Here is a 15,080-nt window from a genome sequence, read left to right as displayed (position 1 = left end):
GCGAATGAGACGGATGCGCTTCCCCGCGCTCGACGGCCTGCGGGCGTTCGGCGCGCTGGCCGTCCTGACCACGCACGTCGGCTTCCAGAGCGGCGACGCGTTGCAGGGCCCGTTCGCCGGTCTGCTGTCGCGCCTCGACATCGGCGTGGCGATCTTCTTCGTGATCTCCGGCTTCCTGCTCTACCGCCCGTACGTCGTCGCCTGGTTCGGCGAGCCCGAGCCGCCGCTGACCCTGCCGTACCTGCGCAACCGGGCGCTGCGGATCCTGCCCGCGCTCTGGGTCGCGGTGATCCTCGCCGCGTTGCTGGTGCCCCGGCAGGACGGCGTCAGCTGGGCGACGTACCTGCGGCACGCCACGCTGACCCAGATCTACGTCGACTCCCCCGCTGCCGGTGGCCTGACGCAGATGTGGAGCCTGGCGACCGAGGGAGCGTTCTACCTGTTGCTGCCGTTCCTGGCCCGGCTGCTGATCAGTTACGAGCGTCCGACCCGCCAGGCCGTACGGCGTCGCCTGGTCGTGCTGACCTGCTTCACCCTGCTCGGCCCGGTCTGGATGGCGGCGATCAACGCCACCGGTCACCCGATCGCCGGGCTCTGGCTGCCCGGTCACCTCGGCTGGTTCGCCGTCGGCATGGGCTTCGCGCTCTGGCAGGTCGCGCGCAGCAGCGGTCGGCTGGGCAGCTCCGCACTCGACACCCTGGCGACGATCCCCGGCACGATCTGGGCGGTCGCGGCCGTCCTGCTGCTGATCGCGGCGACGCCGATCGCCGGCCCGTTCAACCTGAACTCCCCCAGCCCCGGCCAGGCGTTCGTGAAGAACCTGCTCTACACCGTGATCGCCGCCTGTGTGGTCTTCCCGGCGATCATGCCGTCCACCCGGACCGCGAAGATCCTCGGCGGCCGCATCGGCCACGTCGCGGGCGACATCTCGTACGGCGTCTTCTGCTACCACCTGATCGTGCTCAGCCTGGTCGAGCAGCTCTTCGGCTTCGCACCGTTCGAGGGGCACTTCGCGCTGCTCTTCTGGCCGACGCTGGTCGTCTCCATCGGCGTCGCTGCCGCCAGCTACTACCTGATGGAACGGCCGATCATGCGGCTCGGTCGCCGCGACCGCTCCTACGACGTCTCGCCGGTGGGCCTCGACAGCACGGCCAACGCGACAGCGAGCAGCACTGACCCCTGGACGACACCGGACGTCAGCCCCGCGTCCCCGTCCGGCCAGGGCTGAGCAGCGGCGATCGCCGTACCCAGCAGGACCGCTGCGACGACCGCACCGATCAGTGCGATCCGGAGACCGTCCAGGAACCACGCCAGCGCCGCGGCAACGACTGTGACGGCCAGGCCGATCCAGCCGGCCATGAAGACACCCGCAACGACCACCAGCCCCGAGGCAACCCAGGCGTTGAGCCTGCGGGCCTCACGCAGCCGGTGGCCGGAGTGCCGCGACCGGCGACGCGAGAAGACCGCCAGCCCGGCGACCAGCACCAGCGCGACCAGTCCGACCAGCAGGCCGGCCCGGTAGTCGCGGTCGGGGGTGAAGCGCGCGGTGACCTGCTGCTCGGGCCCTGCCGGGAGCAGCCAGCCCTGCTGCCAGCCGCCGACGCGGATCGGGACCAGCTTGCGGCCAGTACCGTCGTACGCCGCCCAGCCGGTGCTGAAGTTCTGCGCGACGGTCAGTACCGAGTCCTCGGTGGCCAGCGGCGCTTCCAGCGTCAGCTCGGACGGGCTGGGCCGCCAGACGTTGACGCCCTGCGCCGGGGCGTTCTCCGGCTTCACCGCGTCGGTCCTGGTGAGCGCCAGCTCGGTCGGCGTGAAGTCCTTGCTGGCAACGACATCCAGCGTGTGGCGACCACCCTGCAGCGGCAGCGACGGCTGCTGGCAGAGCGTGTACTTCACCGGCCGCCGCTGCAGCACGTCGCGCATCGTCGCGGTGAGCTTGGTCGCCGCCGGAATGCCGTCGACCAGGACGGTGGGGCCGAACCCGCACACCGCGCCGGTCACCGCGTCCTGGTCGATCGCCTTGCGCAGGTCGTTGGCGCCGAGGACGCGCAGCTCGGCCACCCCGACCGGCAGGCGCCGGGACAGCCCGGTCGCGGAGTCGACGTCGACGAGGTCCTGCGTCCCGGTGAACGCGAGCTCGACCGTGCGTACGTACTTGAACCGGTCGGGGAACGTCACGAACCCCTCGGGCGTCACCTTCAGCGTGGTCGGCGTACCGCCGTCGAAGCGGACCTGCACCTCGCTCGGCCGGGCCGCCGCGAGGTACGGGTCGCTGAGGAACTGCATGCCCTGCAACTTGCGGGCCCCCGGCAACTTCAGCGTCAGCGTCGGGTGCTCGTCGCCCGGCGCGGCCACCCAGCCGGTGCCGAGGTCCTGGTCCACCACGGCGCCTGGCCGTCCCTCCGGCGCGGTCACGGCTCGCGAGGACGCCGTCGCGGTGATCCCACCCGGCACGTCGAGCAGCCGCTCCAGCGAGGCACCGTCGCGCGGCAACGCCGTCCCCTGCACCGTGTACGACGCCGCCTCCGGCAGGTCGATGCTGCGGTACAGCCCGGTCGGCTCCTCGGAGTCCTTCGCGACGCCCTGCCGGCACAGCGGGCGGATGCCGACGTGCAGGCAGGCCGAGCGGCCCAGCTGCTCGTTGCGGAAGACCAGTGCGTCCGGCTGCTTGTCGAGTCCGCCCGGCACCTCGAGCCGGCTGACCGGGGTCAGCCCGGGCAGCGAGACCTCGGAGATCGCGACACCGTTCGGGTTCTTGCCGTCGGTCACGCCGACACTCAGCCGCAGCCGCTGGGTGAACCCGTCGGGCGCTTGCACCGGTTGCGGCTTGTCCGTGCCCTCGACCACGGTCGACAGCGAACCCGCGTCCGTCTCGACCGTCAGTGTGCGGACCGGGTCGGTGGTCGGCGCCTGCAGCGAGAACTGCACCTTCAGGTCGGACACCTTGCGCGGCGCGGTGAAGTCGAGCTCCAGCCACTCGCCGCTGCCGCGCCCGAACGTGCCGGAGATCCAGCGCGTCGACGGATCGCCGTCGACCGCGGCGAACGGCCCGTTGCCCGGCCCGGTCCGCAGCGTCGCGTCCGCGTCGGCCGCGGAGGAGGAGGCCCGGACGTCGGCCACACCACCCGCCCACACCCGGGTGGTCGACGGCGACGGCGGGTCGAGCAGGTAGTCGAGAGTACGGCGGCCCATCCGGCCCGGGTCGCTGGCGGTCATCACCGGCGAGTAGTTCTCGGCCGGGCGTCCCACGGACACCTCACGCCGTTGCAGGCCGTCGGTCTGGACCAGCGGCAGGTTCAGCCCGCCCGTGTCGGTGCTGAGCACCGCCTCGCGGTTGCCGCCCAGCGCGGTGAGCACCGACGGCACGTCCTCCGGCCCACCCCGTACGGCGACCAGCTGCGACTGCGGGACCAGTCGGGCCGGGCTGACGTCGTCGCCGACGTCGTAGATCTCCACGCTCGGGTAGGGCAGCCGGGTCCGCTCGTCCAGGGTCAGCGTCGGCGACTCGATCGAGCTGCCGGTCGGCGGGCCGAAGTACGCGGTCCGCGCGATGCCGGCCTCGGCCAGGCTCTCGTGCACAGCGACCGTGGGACTCACCTGCGCGTCGTACCGGAGGTCGTTACGGACGACGACGTACCGGACGCCGGCGCGAACCAGCGCCTGCTGCAGAGTGCGGTCACCAACGCCGGAGCCGAGTCTGCGTTCCACCTCGTCCAGCCAGCGTGTCGTACCGGCCGAGCCGAGCGGTACGGCGTCGCGGACCGCCATCGGCCGCTTCAGCAACGCCTGGAACGGCTCGTCCTTCGTGGACCCCCAGGTGAAGTCGGCGAACGACGCAGCCGGTACGACGAGCACGCTGCCGCTCGTCTGCTGGCTGTCGAGCCAGGACGCAGCCTCACGCCAGTGCGCGGGGATCGCCTCGTAGCTCTCGTCCCTGGGGAGCTGAGCGAAGATCGCCGGCGTCGCCACGGACAGGACCAGGCAGGCGGCGAGTGCTGGGACCAGCCGACGCTGTACGCCGCGCGCAGTCGCCCAGCTGGTCAGCCTGGTCAACGCGTGCGCAGCGGCGAGTGCGAGCGGCAGGCGGACCACCAGCTCGAACTTGTGGGTGTTGCGCAGCGCTGCGAGCGGTCCGTCGAGCAGGTCCTGCACCGGGCCGGACAGCGGCGAACTGTGATGTCCCAGCGTCAGCAGGAGCAGACCGGCGACGACTGAGAGCTGCAGGAAGCCTCGGTTCTTCAGCGAGCCCATCGCCAGACCAGCCAAGCCCAGCAGCGCGACAGCGGCCGTCGCCATGATCAGCGCCGGCTGCGTGACGAACAGCCAGCCCGCGGGCCAGCTCGGACCGCCTCCTGTCGCCAGGAAGTTCAGCCACTGCGACGTCCCGCGGAACGACTCGAAGATGCTGGCGGTGTTGGTGGTCGTCGCCGCGTTCTCGATCCAGTCCAGGAACGGCGGGCTGTACTTGCCGAGCAGCAGCAACGGCACGAGCCACCAGAACGACACCGCGACGATGCAGCCGAACCAGCCCGCGGCGATCTTCAGCGTCGACCGGTCCAGCCGCCGGGTCAGCAGCCAGAGCGCCGGGAGAACCAGCGTCGCACCGGTCGCGACAGCGTTCACTCCCCCGACCAGCCCGAAGGCCACGGCCGACCAGCCGACCCGCCACCAGCCGGAGCGGGCTCTGGGCGTCACCAGCGGCAGCAGCACCCAGGGAGCCATCGCCAGCGGCCACACCTCGATCGACGTGATCGCTACCTCGCCGAGCATCCGGGGGCTCAGCGCGTAGAGCAGCGCGACGGTGAAGCGAGCCCAGGGCGCGCCGTACCCGAGAGCGCCGGCGAGCTTCCAGACGCCGAGGAACGCCGTACAGAGGACCAGCGCCCACCAGGCTCGTTGGATCGCCCAGCTGGGAACGTTGACCAGGTCCAGCAGCCAGTGGAACGGGCCCATCGGCAGCAGGTAGCCGTACGCCTGGTTCTGCAGCTGGCCGAACGCGCCCTGCGGGTCCCACAGGTGCAGCGCCCGCGCCAGGAACGCGCCCGGGTTCGCCGTCAGGTCGAGCTTGGTGTCCGGCACGATCTTGCCCGGCGCCTGGTGGAAGGCGAGCGCGACCAGCAGCAGGCAGCCCAGCAACAGCCGTGCTCGCCAGACCACCTGCTCGGGGCTGCCTGCCCTCAACCGCTTGAGTGGTCCGCGCAACAACCCACTCATAGGCGCCGAAGCACCAGGACTAGGTTCCAGGTCACGACCTCGCGCACACCCGGCACCGCCAGTACGCCGTACGCCCAGCGCGGGTGGTACCGCGGCACGGTGGCCACCAGTTCGGCCTCCGCGCACTGCCGGGCCCAGCGCAGTCCGCCGGCCACGGTGATCGGGAAGAGCGACTCCCCGAACCGGTTCTTCGGCGGATGCCCCTTCTGCTTCTCGTACCGGCGGGCAGCGCGGTCGCCACCGAGGTAGTGCCAGGGCGCCGTCTCGTGGCCGCCATGCGGACCCCACCAGCCGGTGTAGGACAGGAAGACCGTGCCGCCGGGCTTGGTGACCCGGACCATCTCGTCGGCCATCAGCCACGGGTCCGGGACGTGCTCCAGCACGTTCGAGGAGAAGCAGATGTCGACCTGCTGGTCGCCGACCGGCAGCGCCATCCCGCTGCCGAGCACTGTGCCCGGCGAGGGCTCGCCGCGGCCGCTGAGCTCACCCAGGTCCGAGTCGATCGCGTAGTAGCGCGCGCCGGCCGCGCGGAAGGCGTCGGCGAAGTAGCCCGGGCCGCCACCGACGTCGAGCATCCGCGCCCCGCGCAGATCGGCGTACGACGACAGCTGGCCGACCGAGTCCGCGGCGAGCGTTCCGTAGAAGGTGTCCGGGTCGCTCTGCTCGACCCCGAAGGCCCGGAACAACCGCAGCGCGCGGCGCACGTCCGGCGTCCACCCGGCGGTGGTGACGGAGTCCGGAATCGATGCGCGCACAGGCGGGACGATAACCGATCTCGCGACCTCTGGCGGACATCGTTACTGCCTGGTAACCTCGCGCCCCATTACCCGGGGGTAAGTTCGTCGAGGGTGGGGGTTGTGGAGTGCGTGCACAGAGCGTGCTGTTGCTGAACTGGCGGGACACCACGAATCCGGAGGGCGGGGGCTCCGAACGGTACGTGGAGGAAGTGGCAAGAGGCCTTGCTGCACTGGGCTGGCGGGTCACCGTGCTGTGCGCGGCCTACCCCGGCAGCCCGCGTGAGGCCAGGCGGCACGACGTCCGGTACGTGTACCGGGGCAGCAAGGTCACCGTGTACCTCCGGGGGCTGCTGCACACCGTGCTGCGCGGCCCGGACCGCGTGGTGGACGTGCAGAACGGGTTGCCATTCTTTACCCGCCTCGTACGTCGTACCGGGGTGGTCGTCCTGGTGCACCACGTGCACGAGGAGCAGTGGCAGGTGGTCTACCCCGGTTGGCGCGGCCGCTTCGGGTGGTGGCTGGAGTCACGGGTTGCGCCGAAGCTCTACCGGGACTGCAGGTACGTCACGGTGTCCTCGGCGTCGCGGGACGAACTGGTTGCCCTCGGCGTCGACCGGCAACGGGTGGACGTCGTGCACAACGGCACCGACCCGGCGCCGGACCGACAGGTCGAGCAGGCCGCCGTACCGACAGTGGTGTGCGTCGGACGGATCGTTCCGCACAAGCAGGTCGAGCACGCCGTCGACGCGATCGCCGCAGCGCGCACTGTGCTGCCGGACGCGCGACTGGTTGTCGTGGGCTCCGGCTGGTGGGAGGACTCACTGCGCGAGTACGTCGCCTCGCTGGGGCTGCAGGACGCGGTGGAGTTTCGCGGCCACGTCAGCGAGGCCGACAAGCACGCGGCGTACGACGAAGCGTGGGTGCAGGCCCTGCCGAGCCTGAAGGAAGGCTGGGGGCTGGTGGTCGGCGAGGCCGCCGGTCACGGCGTACCGACTGTTGCCTACCGCAGTGCGGGCGGTCCGACCGAGTCGGTGCGGGACGGGGTGTCAGGAGTGCTGGTGGACGACTCCGCGGAGTTCAGCGCGACGATCACCGCGCTGCTGCTGGACGAGAGCCGGCGGCGGGCCCTGGCGGCCGGTGCGCTGGCCAGTGCGGGCAGCTACACCTGGGCCGCCACGGCGACCGCGTTCGACCGGGTCCTGACCGGACGGCCGGCTCTCGAACCGCAGCGGTCCTACTTGTTCCCGTAGGCCACGATCGGCACGTCGGCCTGGCCCTGAGCCGCCTCGGGGCCGGGCTTGGCCGGGTCTTCCTGCACGGACTGGACCACCCCGATGACCGCGGCCGACGCGATCCCCGCCCCCGCGAGCACCGCGATGACAGCACCGATCAAAGCTCCCATGAAACGTGTCCCCTCCTCGAAGTAAACCGAAGAGTAACAACGAGGCGCCTCGTCGGCTAGAGCTTGGATCGGACGCGTTGAAGGGCCGGTAGCGCGCTCAGCAGAGTGACCACCAGTACGGCGGCCGCGGCGATCCACGCCGTGGCGACGAGCACGACCCGCCAGGCCGGGAGGTGCTGCTCCCGGGGCGTCCCGTCGAGACGGAACACGCTGACCGTCGGAGCGGTGTACTCCTCGGTCAGCCGCGGGATCAGCTGCCGCGGCTGCGGCCCGCCGGCCTCCCGGTCGACCACGATCCACCCGATCCCCTGCCGCAGCAGCTCCGGCGACGGATCGGCACCGGTCCGTACGGCGGTCCGCAGCGCGCTGGCGACCGCCGCCGCCCGCGGGTCCTCCCCGGCCAGCCGGTTGCCGCCGACGATCAGCTCGTCGGGGACCACCGCGGGCTTGTCGAAGTAGCGCGGCATCGGGTCGAGTACCGGACGGTGGCCGTTCCAGCTCGGGGCCCGGTAGGACTCGAACGGCCAGGGCATCAGGTCACCGGTCTGCGAGTCGGCACCGAGCACCAGGCGAGCCTGCTCCCAGTCAGCCGGGTACTGCGAGAGGCGGAAGCCTCCACCGACCAGCTGCGGCAGCGCGGCCAGCGGCATCAGCGCAGCCGTCGCCCCGACCAGCCAGGGCAGCGGCGCGACCCGCAGCAACGCCGCGACCGCAGCACCGAAGCCGATCGCCTGCAGCAGCGCCAGCGGCCCCAGGTACCGCTGGCCGTCCCGGAACAGCCCAGCGCCGGGCAGATGCGCAACCACCCAGGAGAACGGCTCGGCCGCCACGACCCCGGCCATCGCGATCACCAGCACAACACCCGCCGCCACGACCAGTGCCGCCGCGAGCCTTTCAAGTCGGCACCACAGAACAACACCGACGCAAGCGATCAGCAGCATGGCGAAAGCCACCACCAGCGGCACCAGGTCGCCCCGCCGCGAGGGGACCACGTTGGCGTTCCACACCCCGCCCAGCGTGAGCAGCGTCGGCACCACTCCCCCGTAGCCCTCGTCACGCGCAGCAAAGGCCAGCACCGACGCCGGGTCGGTCGTTGCGACCGACGTACGAGCCAGCCCGGCGACGATCCACGGCAGGTTGAGCACGACCGCAGCGACCAGTGGGCCCGGCCTGCGCCCGTTCGGCCAGAGCAGGATGAGCCCGGCGACCAGCAGCCCGACGATTCCGCCCGACGCCGTCAGCGCGCAGAGCGCTGAGGCCAGCAGGAACCCGACCCAGCCTTCGCCTCGCCGAAGGCGCAGAGCCGACCGGACCAGCCACGGCAGCGCGGCGTACCCGAGCAGGAGCGCCCAGGCGCCGAGGCGGAACCGCTCGGCGACGTACGGGTTCCAGACGAACAGTGTGGTCGCGACCGCGCCGGCCAGTGGTCCACCGAGGCGCAGCTCCCGCCAGAGCGCCGTCATCCCGAGACCGGCCAGCAGCGGGACCGCGACGAGGACCAGTTTGTTCAGCACCTGGCCGCCGGTCAGCTCGTCCAGCACGGCGACCACGACGTCCGAGGGAACTGCGCGCGGTAAGGCAGTTGTGACACCGAAGAGGTCACGCCGTAGCGTGAGGTCCGGCACGAACACCAGGTCGTAGCCGACCACGTACCCCGGAGCGAGCAGCGGAGCGGTGATCAGCACAGTGAGCAGTACCGGCCAGGCCCACGGCAGTGCCCGGGCCAGCCGGCTGGTTCCCCCCTCCACGACCGCCTCCTCGCAGTACTCTCTTCCAGCGCAACCTACCGACCCACCAGCAGAACAGAAGCCGCATGACCTCTGAGACGACTCCCGATCAGCAGCCGGCCGCTCCCAAGCTGGCCTTCCTCCGCAGCGCCACGGTGGTCGCCGTCGGTATGGCCATCATGAACGTGGCCGCCTACGGTTTTACCCTGATCGCGGTGCACCGGCTGATCCCCGAGCAGTTCGGCGCCGTCACCGCCCTGCTCGGACTGCTGCTGATCGGCAACGTCGCCTCCCTGGGTCTGCAGGCCTCCGGCGCCCGCCGGATCGCCACCCACACCGGTCCCGGCGAGGCCGCGCTGGCCGACAGCATGCTGAAGGCCGGCCGCCGGGCCGCCCTCGGCCTGACCGCCGTCTGCCTGGTGGCGACGCCGCTGATCATGTGGTTGCTGCACATCGACTCGATCATCGCCGCTGTGATGGTCGCACCGACACTGGGTTTTCTGACCGTGATGGGATCCCAGCTCGGCGTCCTCCAGGGCGGCCAGAACTGGACCGAGCTGGCGGCCGTCTACACCTCCACCGGCGTGGGCCGGTTGGTCTTCGGCGGCGGCGCGCTGTTCGTGCACCCGAGCGTCACCTCGGCGATGATCGGCCTCGCGCTCGGCGCCGCCGTACCGGCGTTGCTCGGCACGTTCCTGCTCCGCGGCTCGACCGGCGGGACGATCGAGCAGGTCAAGGAGGTGCTGCGCGAGACCGTGCACGGCACCCACACACTGCTCGCCTTCTTCGTGATCGCGAACGCCGACGTGCTGCTCGCCCGCGGTCTGCTCGACTCCAAGGACAGCGGGTACTACGCGGCCGGCGTGATCGTCGCGAAGGCGTGCCTGTTCCTGCCGCAGTTCGTGATCGTGATCGTCTTCCCGTCGCTCGCGACGAGCCCCGGCGACACCCAGCGCCTGCGCCGAGCCATCCAGGCCGTCGCCGCCCTCGGTGTCTGTACGGTGCTGGGCGCGCTGGTGCTCCCCGACCTGGTCGTGAAGATCGTCGGCGGCCCCGACTACGCGCCGGTCGGCCCGATCGCGTGGCTGTTCGCGCTCGCTGGTTCGTCGTACGCCGTGCTGCAGCTGGTCGTCTACGCCGCCATCGCCCAGCAGGAGAAGCGCGCCGCCCTGCTGATCTGGATCGGCCTGGCCAGCCTCGCCATCGCCACCCTGATCATCCTCGGCGCCGACATCGCCACCGGCATGACCGGCGTCAAGGTCCTGGTCGCCATGACCAGCACCTGCGCGCTGGCCCTCTCGATCGCCCTCGCCACCGGTCTGCACCGCCAGAGCAGCACCGCCGAGTAATTCACCCGCGCGATCCGCATCCGGCAGCTAGCCTCGCCGGATGCGGATCTGCGTCCTCACGGTCAACCACGGCACCACGCCGTACGCCGAACTCCTGCTCGCGTCGCTCCAGCACCACCACGGCCACGAGGACCTGGACGTCGTCGTCCTCGACAACGCTTCCACCGACCTGAGCCGCCTGGATCGCTTCCCCACGGTCGAGGTCGTCCAGACCGGCTACACGACCACGCGCACCCTCACCACCCACGGCGAGATCCTCCGCGACGCGGTGCTCGCCCGGCCGGCGTACGACGCCTTCCTGTTCGTCGACTGCGACGTCTGCTTCGTCGCCGACGGGACCATCGACGCGCTGGCGACCGAGCTCGCGGCTGATCCGGAGGCGTTCGCCGTGCAGGCGCGTTGGCTCACCCACGACGGCGGCGAGTTGCCGGCGTCGGGTGAGGACTCGCACCCGACCTCGTACATCCGCGAATCGGTTCGGCGCTCGCCCGACGACGAGTGGTCCGACCCGGCCGAGTACTCCGTCGAGATGCGGCTGACCGATCGGGTGCATCCGTTCTGTGCGCTGATCCGCAACGACGCCGCGTTCCGCCGTACGGTCGAGCATCTCGGGCTGTCGCCCGCGGTGGTGCAGGCCGAGCGCGGCGGCAAGTGGTGGGACACGCTCGGCCTGCTCACGCAGGTGATGAAGACGCACGGGAAGCACTGGGTGTTGTCGGAGCAGGGCGTCGTCCACTTCGGGAACGTCAGCTGGAGCTCCGACTGGGCGATCGAGAAGGCGGCCGCCCGGGATCGGCTGCTGGTTGCCTACTCACCACAGGCTGGACTTGGCGAAGCGGCGGGCGAGGGTGTTGGCGAGGACGAGCAGGACCAGGCCGACGAGTGAGCGGAACAGGCCGATCGCGGCGGCGTAGCTGAACTGCGGGATCTGGGAGACGAAGCCGAGTTTGTACACGTAGGTGTCGATCACCTCCGAGGTCTGCAGGTTCAGCGGGTTCTGCAGCAGCAGGACCTTCTCGAAGCCGACCGACATGATCGAGCCGATGTTCAGGATCAGCAGGATGACCGCGACCGGGCGGATCGCCGGCAGGTCGACGTGCCAGACCCGGCGCAGCCTCGAGGCGCCGTCGACGATGGCGGCCTCGTGCTGCTCGGGTGAGACGGCGGTCAGCGCGGCCAGGTAGATGATCGCGGAGAAGCCCATCGTCTGCCACGCGGCCGACCACACGTACAGGTGCCGGAACCAGTCGGGATTGCTGAGCACCTCGACCGGCCCGATGCCGAGCAGGCCGAGGAACTGGTTCACCACGCCGGTGTTCGGGTCGACCAGGACGACGATCAGCCCGACCACCACGACGGTCGAGATGAAGTGCGGCGCGTAGGTGATCATCTGCACCGAGCGCCGGTACCAGCGCCGCCGGGCGAGATTGAGGCCGAGGGCAAGGATGATCGGCAGCGGGAACGTCACCAGCAGCTCGTAGCCGTGCAGCACCAGCGTGTTCTTGATCAGCCGCCAGAACTGGTACGACTCCGCGAACCGCTCGAAGTGTTTGAACCCGACCCAGCGGCTGCCGAGGATCCCGTCGATGACGTTGTAGTCCTTGAACGCGATGATCGCGCCGTACATCGGCCAGTAGGCGAAGATCCCCAGCCAGATCAGCGGCAGTGCGAGCATCGCGTAGAGCTGCCAGTTCTTCTTCATCCGCGCACCCAGGCTGGTCGGGTGCTTGCGGGACGGCGTACCGGCCACCGGTGTGGCGGTCGCAGGGCGCTCAACAGTCTGCGTGGCCATGGCTTCAGCCCTTCAAAGAGCCGACCATGGCCCCCTTGACGAAGTGCTTCTGCACAAAGGGGTAGACCAGCAGGGGTGGGATGGTGGCGATCACGATCAGCGAGAACTTCAGCTGCTCCTGGAGCTCCTTCATCCGCAGCAGCTCGGCGACGTCGCGGACCTGCGACGGGTCGACGTTGCTCTGGACAAGGATCTGGCGCAGCACCAGCTGCAGCGGGAACAGGTGCTCGCTGGTCAGGTAGATCAGCGCGTTGAACCACGAGTTCCACTGCGCGACGGCGTAGAAGAGCAGGTTGACCGCGATGATCGGTTTGCTCAGCGGCAGCACCACCCGCCAGAAGAACCCGATGTCGCTGCACCCGTCGACGCGCGCCGACTCGGCCAGCTCCTCGGGGATCGTGGTCTGGAAGTAGGTGCGGGTGATGATCACGTTCCAGACCGCCATCGCGGTCGGCAGGATCATCGCCCACCGGGTGTCGAGCAGCCCGGTCCGGTCGACGACCAGGTAGTTCGGGATCAGCCCGCCGTTGAACATCATCGTGAACAGGAACAGCCCGAGGATCAGCCCCTTGCCGGGCAGGTCCCGGCGCGACAGCGGGTACGCCGCCAGCAGCGTCAGCACGGTCGCGAGCAGCGCGCCGCCGATCGCGTAGACGACCGAGTTGCCGAAGCCGCGGACGATGCCGTCGTAGTCGAAGATCGACCGGAACGACTCCAGGCTGAGCCCGACCGGCCACAGCCAGACCTCGCCGGACTGGACGTTCTTCGGCTCGCTGAACGCCGCGCTCAGCACGTAGACCAGCGGGTAGAGCACCGCGAGCGAGAACAGCCCGAGCGCGGTGTAGTTGCAGATCAGCACGATCCGGTCGGCGCGGGTCTCCTTCACCGCGGCCGGCAGGTAGTCGTCGGACTCGCGTTCCGGTGCGGCCTGGGTCGTCGTCATCGCCCTCACCCCTGGAAGCTCTCGTAGGCGGCCTGCTGGATGTCGAGGTACGGGCGCAGCCCGATCTTGTCGAGCCGGCCCAGGTAGTCGTTCCACTGGCCGTCGTCGGCCGGGTCGGCCTTGCCGGTGACGAAACGCGCCATCGTCTGCACCACCTCGCCGCTCAGGTCGAGCAGCAGCGACGCGTCGAGCGCGGCCTGGTCACCCTCCAGCGCGACCGGCGGGAACTGCTGCTCGATCGGTTCGGCGTACGGGAAGTAGCGGTCCCGGGTCTGCTCGTACAGCGGCTTCTCGAACGTCGGCTTGGTCGGGTCGACGCGCTCGGACAGCCGGAAGTCGCCGGAGCGGTAGTTGGGGTTGCGCTGCGCCCAGGTGTCCTTGGTCTTGTCCGGCGCCCAGGTCCCGGAGATGCCGAACAGCGCCTGCTTGCCGCTGATCGCCTTGTCGCCGCGCTTGGCGAAGCTCCAGCTGCCCGGGCCGGCGTACGCCGCCATCATCACCTCGAGGTCGAGCTGGAAGTCGGCCCACTTCACCAGCAGGTCGGGCCGGCGGCACTTACGGGTGATCACCAGCCGCGGGTCGAAGCCGGTGTAGTGGTCCCAGTTCGCGACCCGGAACCCGTCGGGGCCCTCCAGCGGCGCCAGCGCCTCGTAGTCGTGCCAGCGGGCGTTCGGGTCCTCGACGTCGACGTCCATCGCGGTGCCCCAGTAGTTGCCCTGGAAGACGCCGAGCAGCGAGCCGTCCTTGTTCGTGCCGGCCCGCTGCAGCTGCTCGGCGGTCATGCTGAACGCGTCGCGGTTGAGCAGGCCCTCGGCGTACAGGGTGCGCAGGTACTTGAGGCCCTCGCGCCAGCCGTCCTGCGCGTACGCCGTCTTGACCTTGCCGCCGTCGACCACCAGCCAGGGCGAGGCCGGGTTGTAGAGGAACGCGTTCATCACGAACTTGTCGACGGTGACCTGGTTGGTGCCGTCCTCCTTGTAGCCGACGAACGGCAGGGTCCGTCCGCGGCCGGCCGGGTCGGCCTGCTTGAACGCCCGCAGGACCTCGCGGAACTCCTCGGTGGTCTTCGGCATCGCCAGGCCGACCTGCTTGAGCCAGCGGGTGTTGATCCAGGTCCGCGACTTGCTCGCCCGGCAGTGGTAGCAGTCGTTGAAGGAGGGGTAGGTGTAGACGCCGTCGTCCGGGGAGGTGGACAGCTTCTTGGCCAGCGGGTAGTCGCTGAACATCTGCTGCAGGTTCGGGGCGTACTTCTCGGTGTACTTCGTCTGGTCGACGAACAGGTTCTGCGCGCCGTACAGGTAGAGCTGCGACGGGCTGAACTTCACGCCCATGAAGGCGTCCGGGATGTCACCGGCCGCGATCATCGCGTTCACCTTGATCATCACGTCCTCGTCGGCGCCGGCCACCTGGCGGAACTCGATGGTGATGCCGGTGCGCTGCTCCAGCCACTTGGTGAACTTGTTGCTCGACCAGTCGCCGACGGTCAGGTCCTGCGGGACCACCACGACGAACTTGGTCGGCTCGGTGACGATCGGGCCGAGCTTGCGGGCCACCGGCCCGACGTAGCCGTCCGGGTACGGGATGCCGCCGGTCTTCGCGCCGGGCGTGACCGGCGGAGCCGCGAGACTCTCCGGGCTCGCCCCGACCGCCTCGTCCGGACCGCAGCCGCTGAGCAGACCGCTGGTGGTCGCCGCGGTCAGCCCGACCGCACCGGCGACGAAGCTGCGCCGCCGGATCGGTACTGCCGGCTGCTTCGAACGAGTGCTCCCGCCTGTCCTCACTGCTGGTTGCATGCCGCCTCCCAGTCGGAGCCACCGAGGACTCCATGAGATATCCGATAGGATCCAGGATTCTTTGGCAGGTGAGGATGGCACAGATCGGTAGGACCCGGAAGGGCTCGGTGTCACCGTCCGTGG

At 70.2% G+C, this 15,080-nt stretch carries 11 protein-coding genes; 4 read left to right on the top strand and 7 right to left on the bottom strand.

Annotation, left to right across the window (positions count from 1 at the left end; all coding sequences use genetic code 11):
* Nucleotides 1-4: 4 nt before the first annotated feature.
* The gene (locus ACZ6Z4_RS28550) at nucleotides 5-1,228 is read left to right on the top strand and encodes an acyltransferase family protein (RefSeq protein WP_465570412.1); all 1,224 of its coding nucleotides are present in this window, start codon (nucleotides 5-7) and stop codon (nucleotides 1,226-1,228) included.
* Here ACZ6Z4_RS28550 and ACZ6Z4_RS28545 read toward each other — a convergent pair.
* Together ACZ6Z4_RS28545 and ACZ6Z4_RS28540 are read right to left on the bottom strand one after the other, a co-directional pair.
* Nucleotides 1,117-5,214 (bottom strand): alpha-(1->3)-arabinofuranosyltransferase, encoded by a 4,098-nt coding sequence (locus ACZ6Z4_RS28545; protein WP_465570409.1) that lies wholly within the window; start codon nucleotides 5,212-5,214, stop codon nucleotides 1,117-1,119. The genes ACZ6Z4_RS28550 and ACZ6Z4_RS28545 overlap by 112 nt on opposite strands.
* Nucleotides 5,211-5,969, bottom strand: a complete 759-nt coding sequence (locus ACZ6Z4_RS28540) for a class I SAM-dependent methyltransferase (protein ID WP_465570406.1) — start codon at nucleotides 5,967-5,969, stop codon at nucleotides 5,211-5,213. Before ACZ6Z4_RS28540 ends, ACZ6Z4_RS28545 begins: the two co-directional genes overlap by 4 nt.
* Before the next feature lie 107 nt (nucleotides 5,970-6,076).
* Between ACZ6Z4_RS28540 and ACZ6Z4_RS28535 the strand changes: the two genes are divergently transcribed.
* Complete coding sequence (locus ACZ6Z4_RS28535; protein ID WP_465570403.1) at nucleotides 6,077-7,201, top strand: glycosyltransferase family 4 protein; 1,125 nt, start codon at nucleotides 6,077-6,079, stop codon at nucleotides 7,199-7,201.
* Here the strand turns inward: ACZ6Z4_RS28535 and ACZ6Z4_RS28530 are convergent.
* Together ACZ6Z4_RS28530 and ACZ6Z4_RS28525 are read right to left on the bottom strand one after the other, a co-directional pair.
* On the bottom strand, nucleotides 7,186-7,353 hold the full coding sequence (locus tag ACZ6Z4_RS28530) for a DUF2613 family protein (protein WP_363675403.1): 168 nt from the start codon (nucleotides 7,351-7,353) through the stop codon (nucleotides 7,186-7,188). The genes ACZ6Z4_RS28535 and ACZ6Z4_RS28530 overlap by 16 nt on opposite strands.
* 56 nt (nucleotides 7,354-7,409) lie before the next feature.
* Nucleotides 7,410-9,101, bottom strand: a complete 1,692-nt coding sequence (locus ACZ6Z4_RS28525) for an MmpA family trehalose lipid delivery protein (protein ID WP_465570398.1) — start codon at nucleotides 9,099-9,101, stop codon at nucleotides 7,410-7,412.
* A 65-nt stretch (nucleotides 9,102-9,166) separates the two neighbouring features.
* Between ACZ6Z4_RS28525 and ACZ6Z4_RS28520 the strand changes: the two genes are divergently transcribed.
* A complete protein-coding gene (locus ACZ6Z4_RS28520; protein ID WP_465570391.1) occupies nucleotides 9,167-10,429 on the top strand; it encodes an MATE family efflux transporter in 1,263 nt (420 codons plus the stop codon).
* A gap of 40 nt (nucleotides 10,430-10,469) precedes the next feature.
* Nucleotides 10,470-11,315 carry a glycosyltransferase family 2 protein gene (locus ACZ6Z4_RS28515; protein ID WP_465570384.1) on the top strand — a complete coding sequence of 282 codons (846 nt, stop codon included), beginning with the start codon at nucleotides 10,470-10,472 and terminating at the stop codon, nucleotides 11,313-11,315.
* On the opposite strand, the gene ACZ6Z4_RS28510 is transcribed toward ACZ6Z4_RS28515, so the two are convergent.
* From ACZ6Z4_RS28510 to ACZ6Z4_RS28500, 3 genes are read right to left on the bottom strand one after another with little or no spacing between them, the layout of a single operon-like run.
* Complete coding sequence (locus tag ACZ6Z4_RS28510; RefSeq protein ID WP_465570381.1) at nucleotides 11,241-12,221, bottom strand: ABC transporter permease; 981 nt, start codon at nucleotides 12,219-12,221, stop codon at nucleotides 11,241-11,243. The genes ACZ6Z4_RS28515 and ACZ6Z4_RS28510 overlap by 75 nt on opposite strands.
* A 4-nt stretch (nucleotides 12,222-12,225) precedes the next feature.
* Nucleotides 12,226-13,164, bottom strand: a complete 939-nt coding sequence (locus ACZ6Z4_RS28505) for a carbohydrate ABC transporter permease (protein ID WP_363675413.1) — start codon at nucleotides 13,162-13,164, stop codon at nucleotides 12,226-12,228.
* Between the two features lie 5 nt (nucleotides 13,165-13,169).
* Nucleotides 13,170-14,957: an extracellular solute-binding protein gene (locus ACZ6Z4_RS28500; protein WP_465570373.1), complete on the bottom strand. Its 1,788-nt coding sequence runs from the start codon at nucleotides 14,955-14,957 to the stop codon at nucleotides 13,170-13,172.
* Nucleotides 14,958-15,080: the final 123 nt, after the last annotated feature.

Source organism: Kribbella sp. NPDC104740 (genome assembly GCF_055583505.1).
Note: the sequence above shows the minus strand (reverse complement) of the source record. Positions and strands in the feature narration are given on the sequence as shown.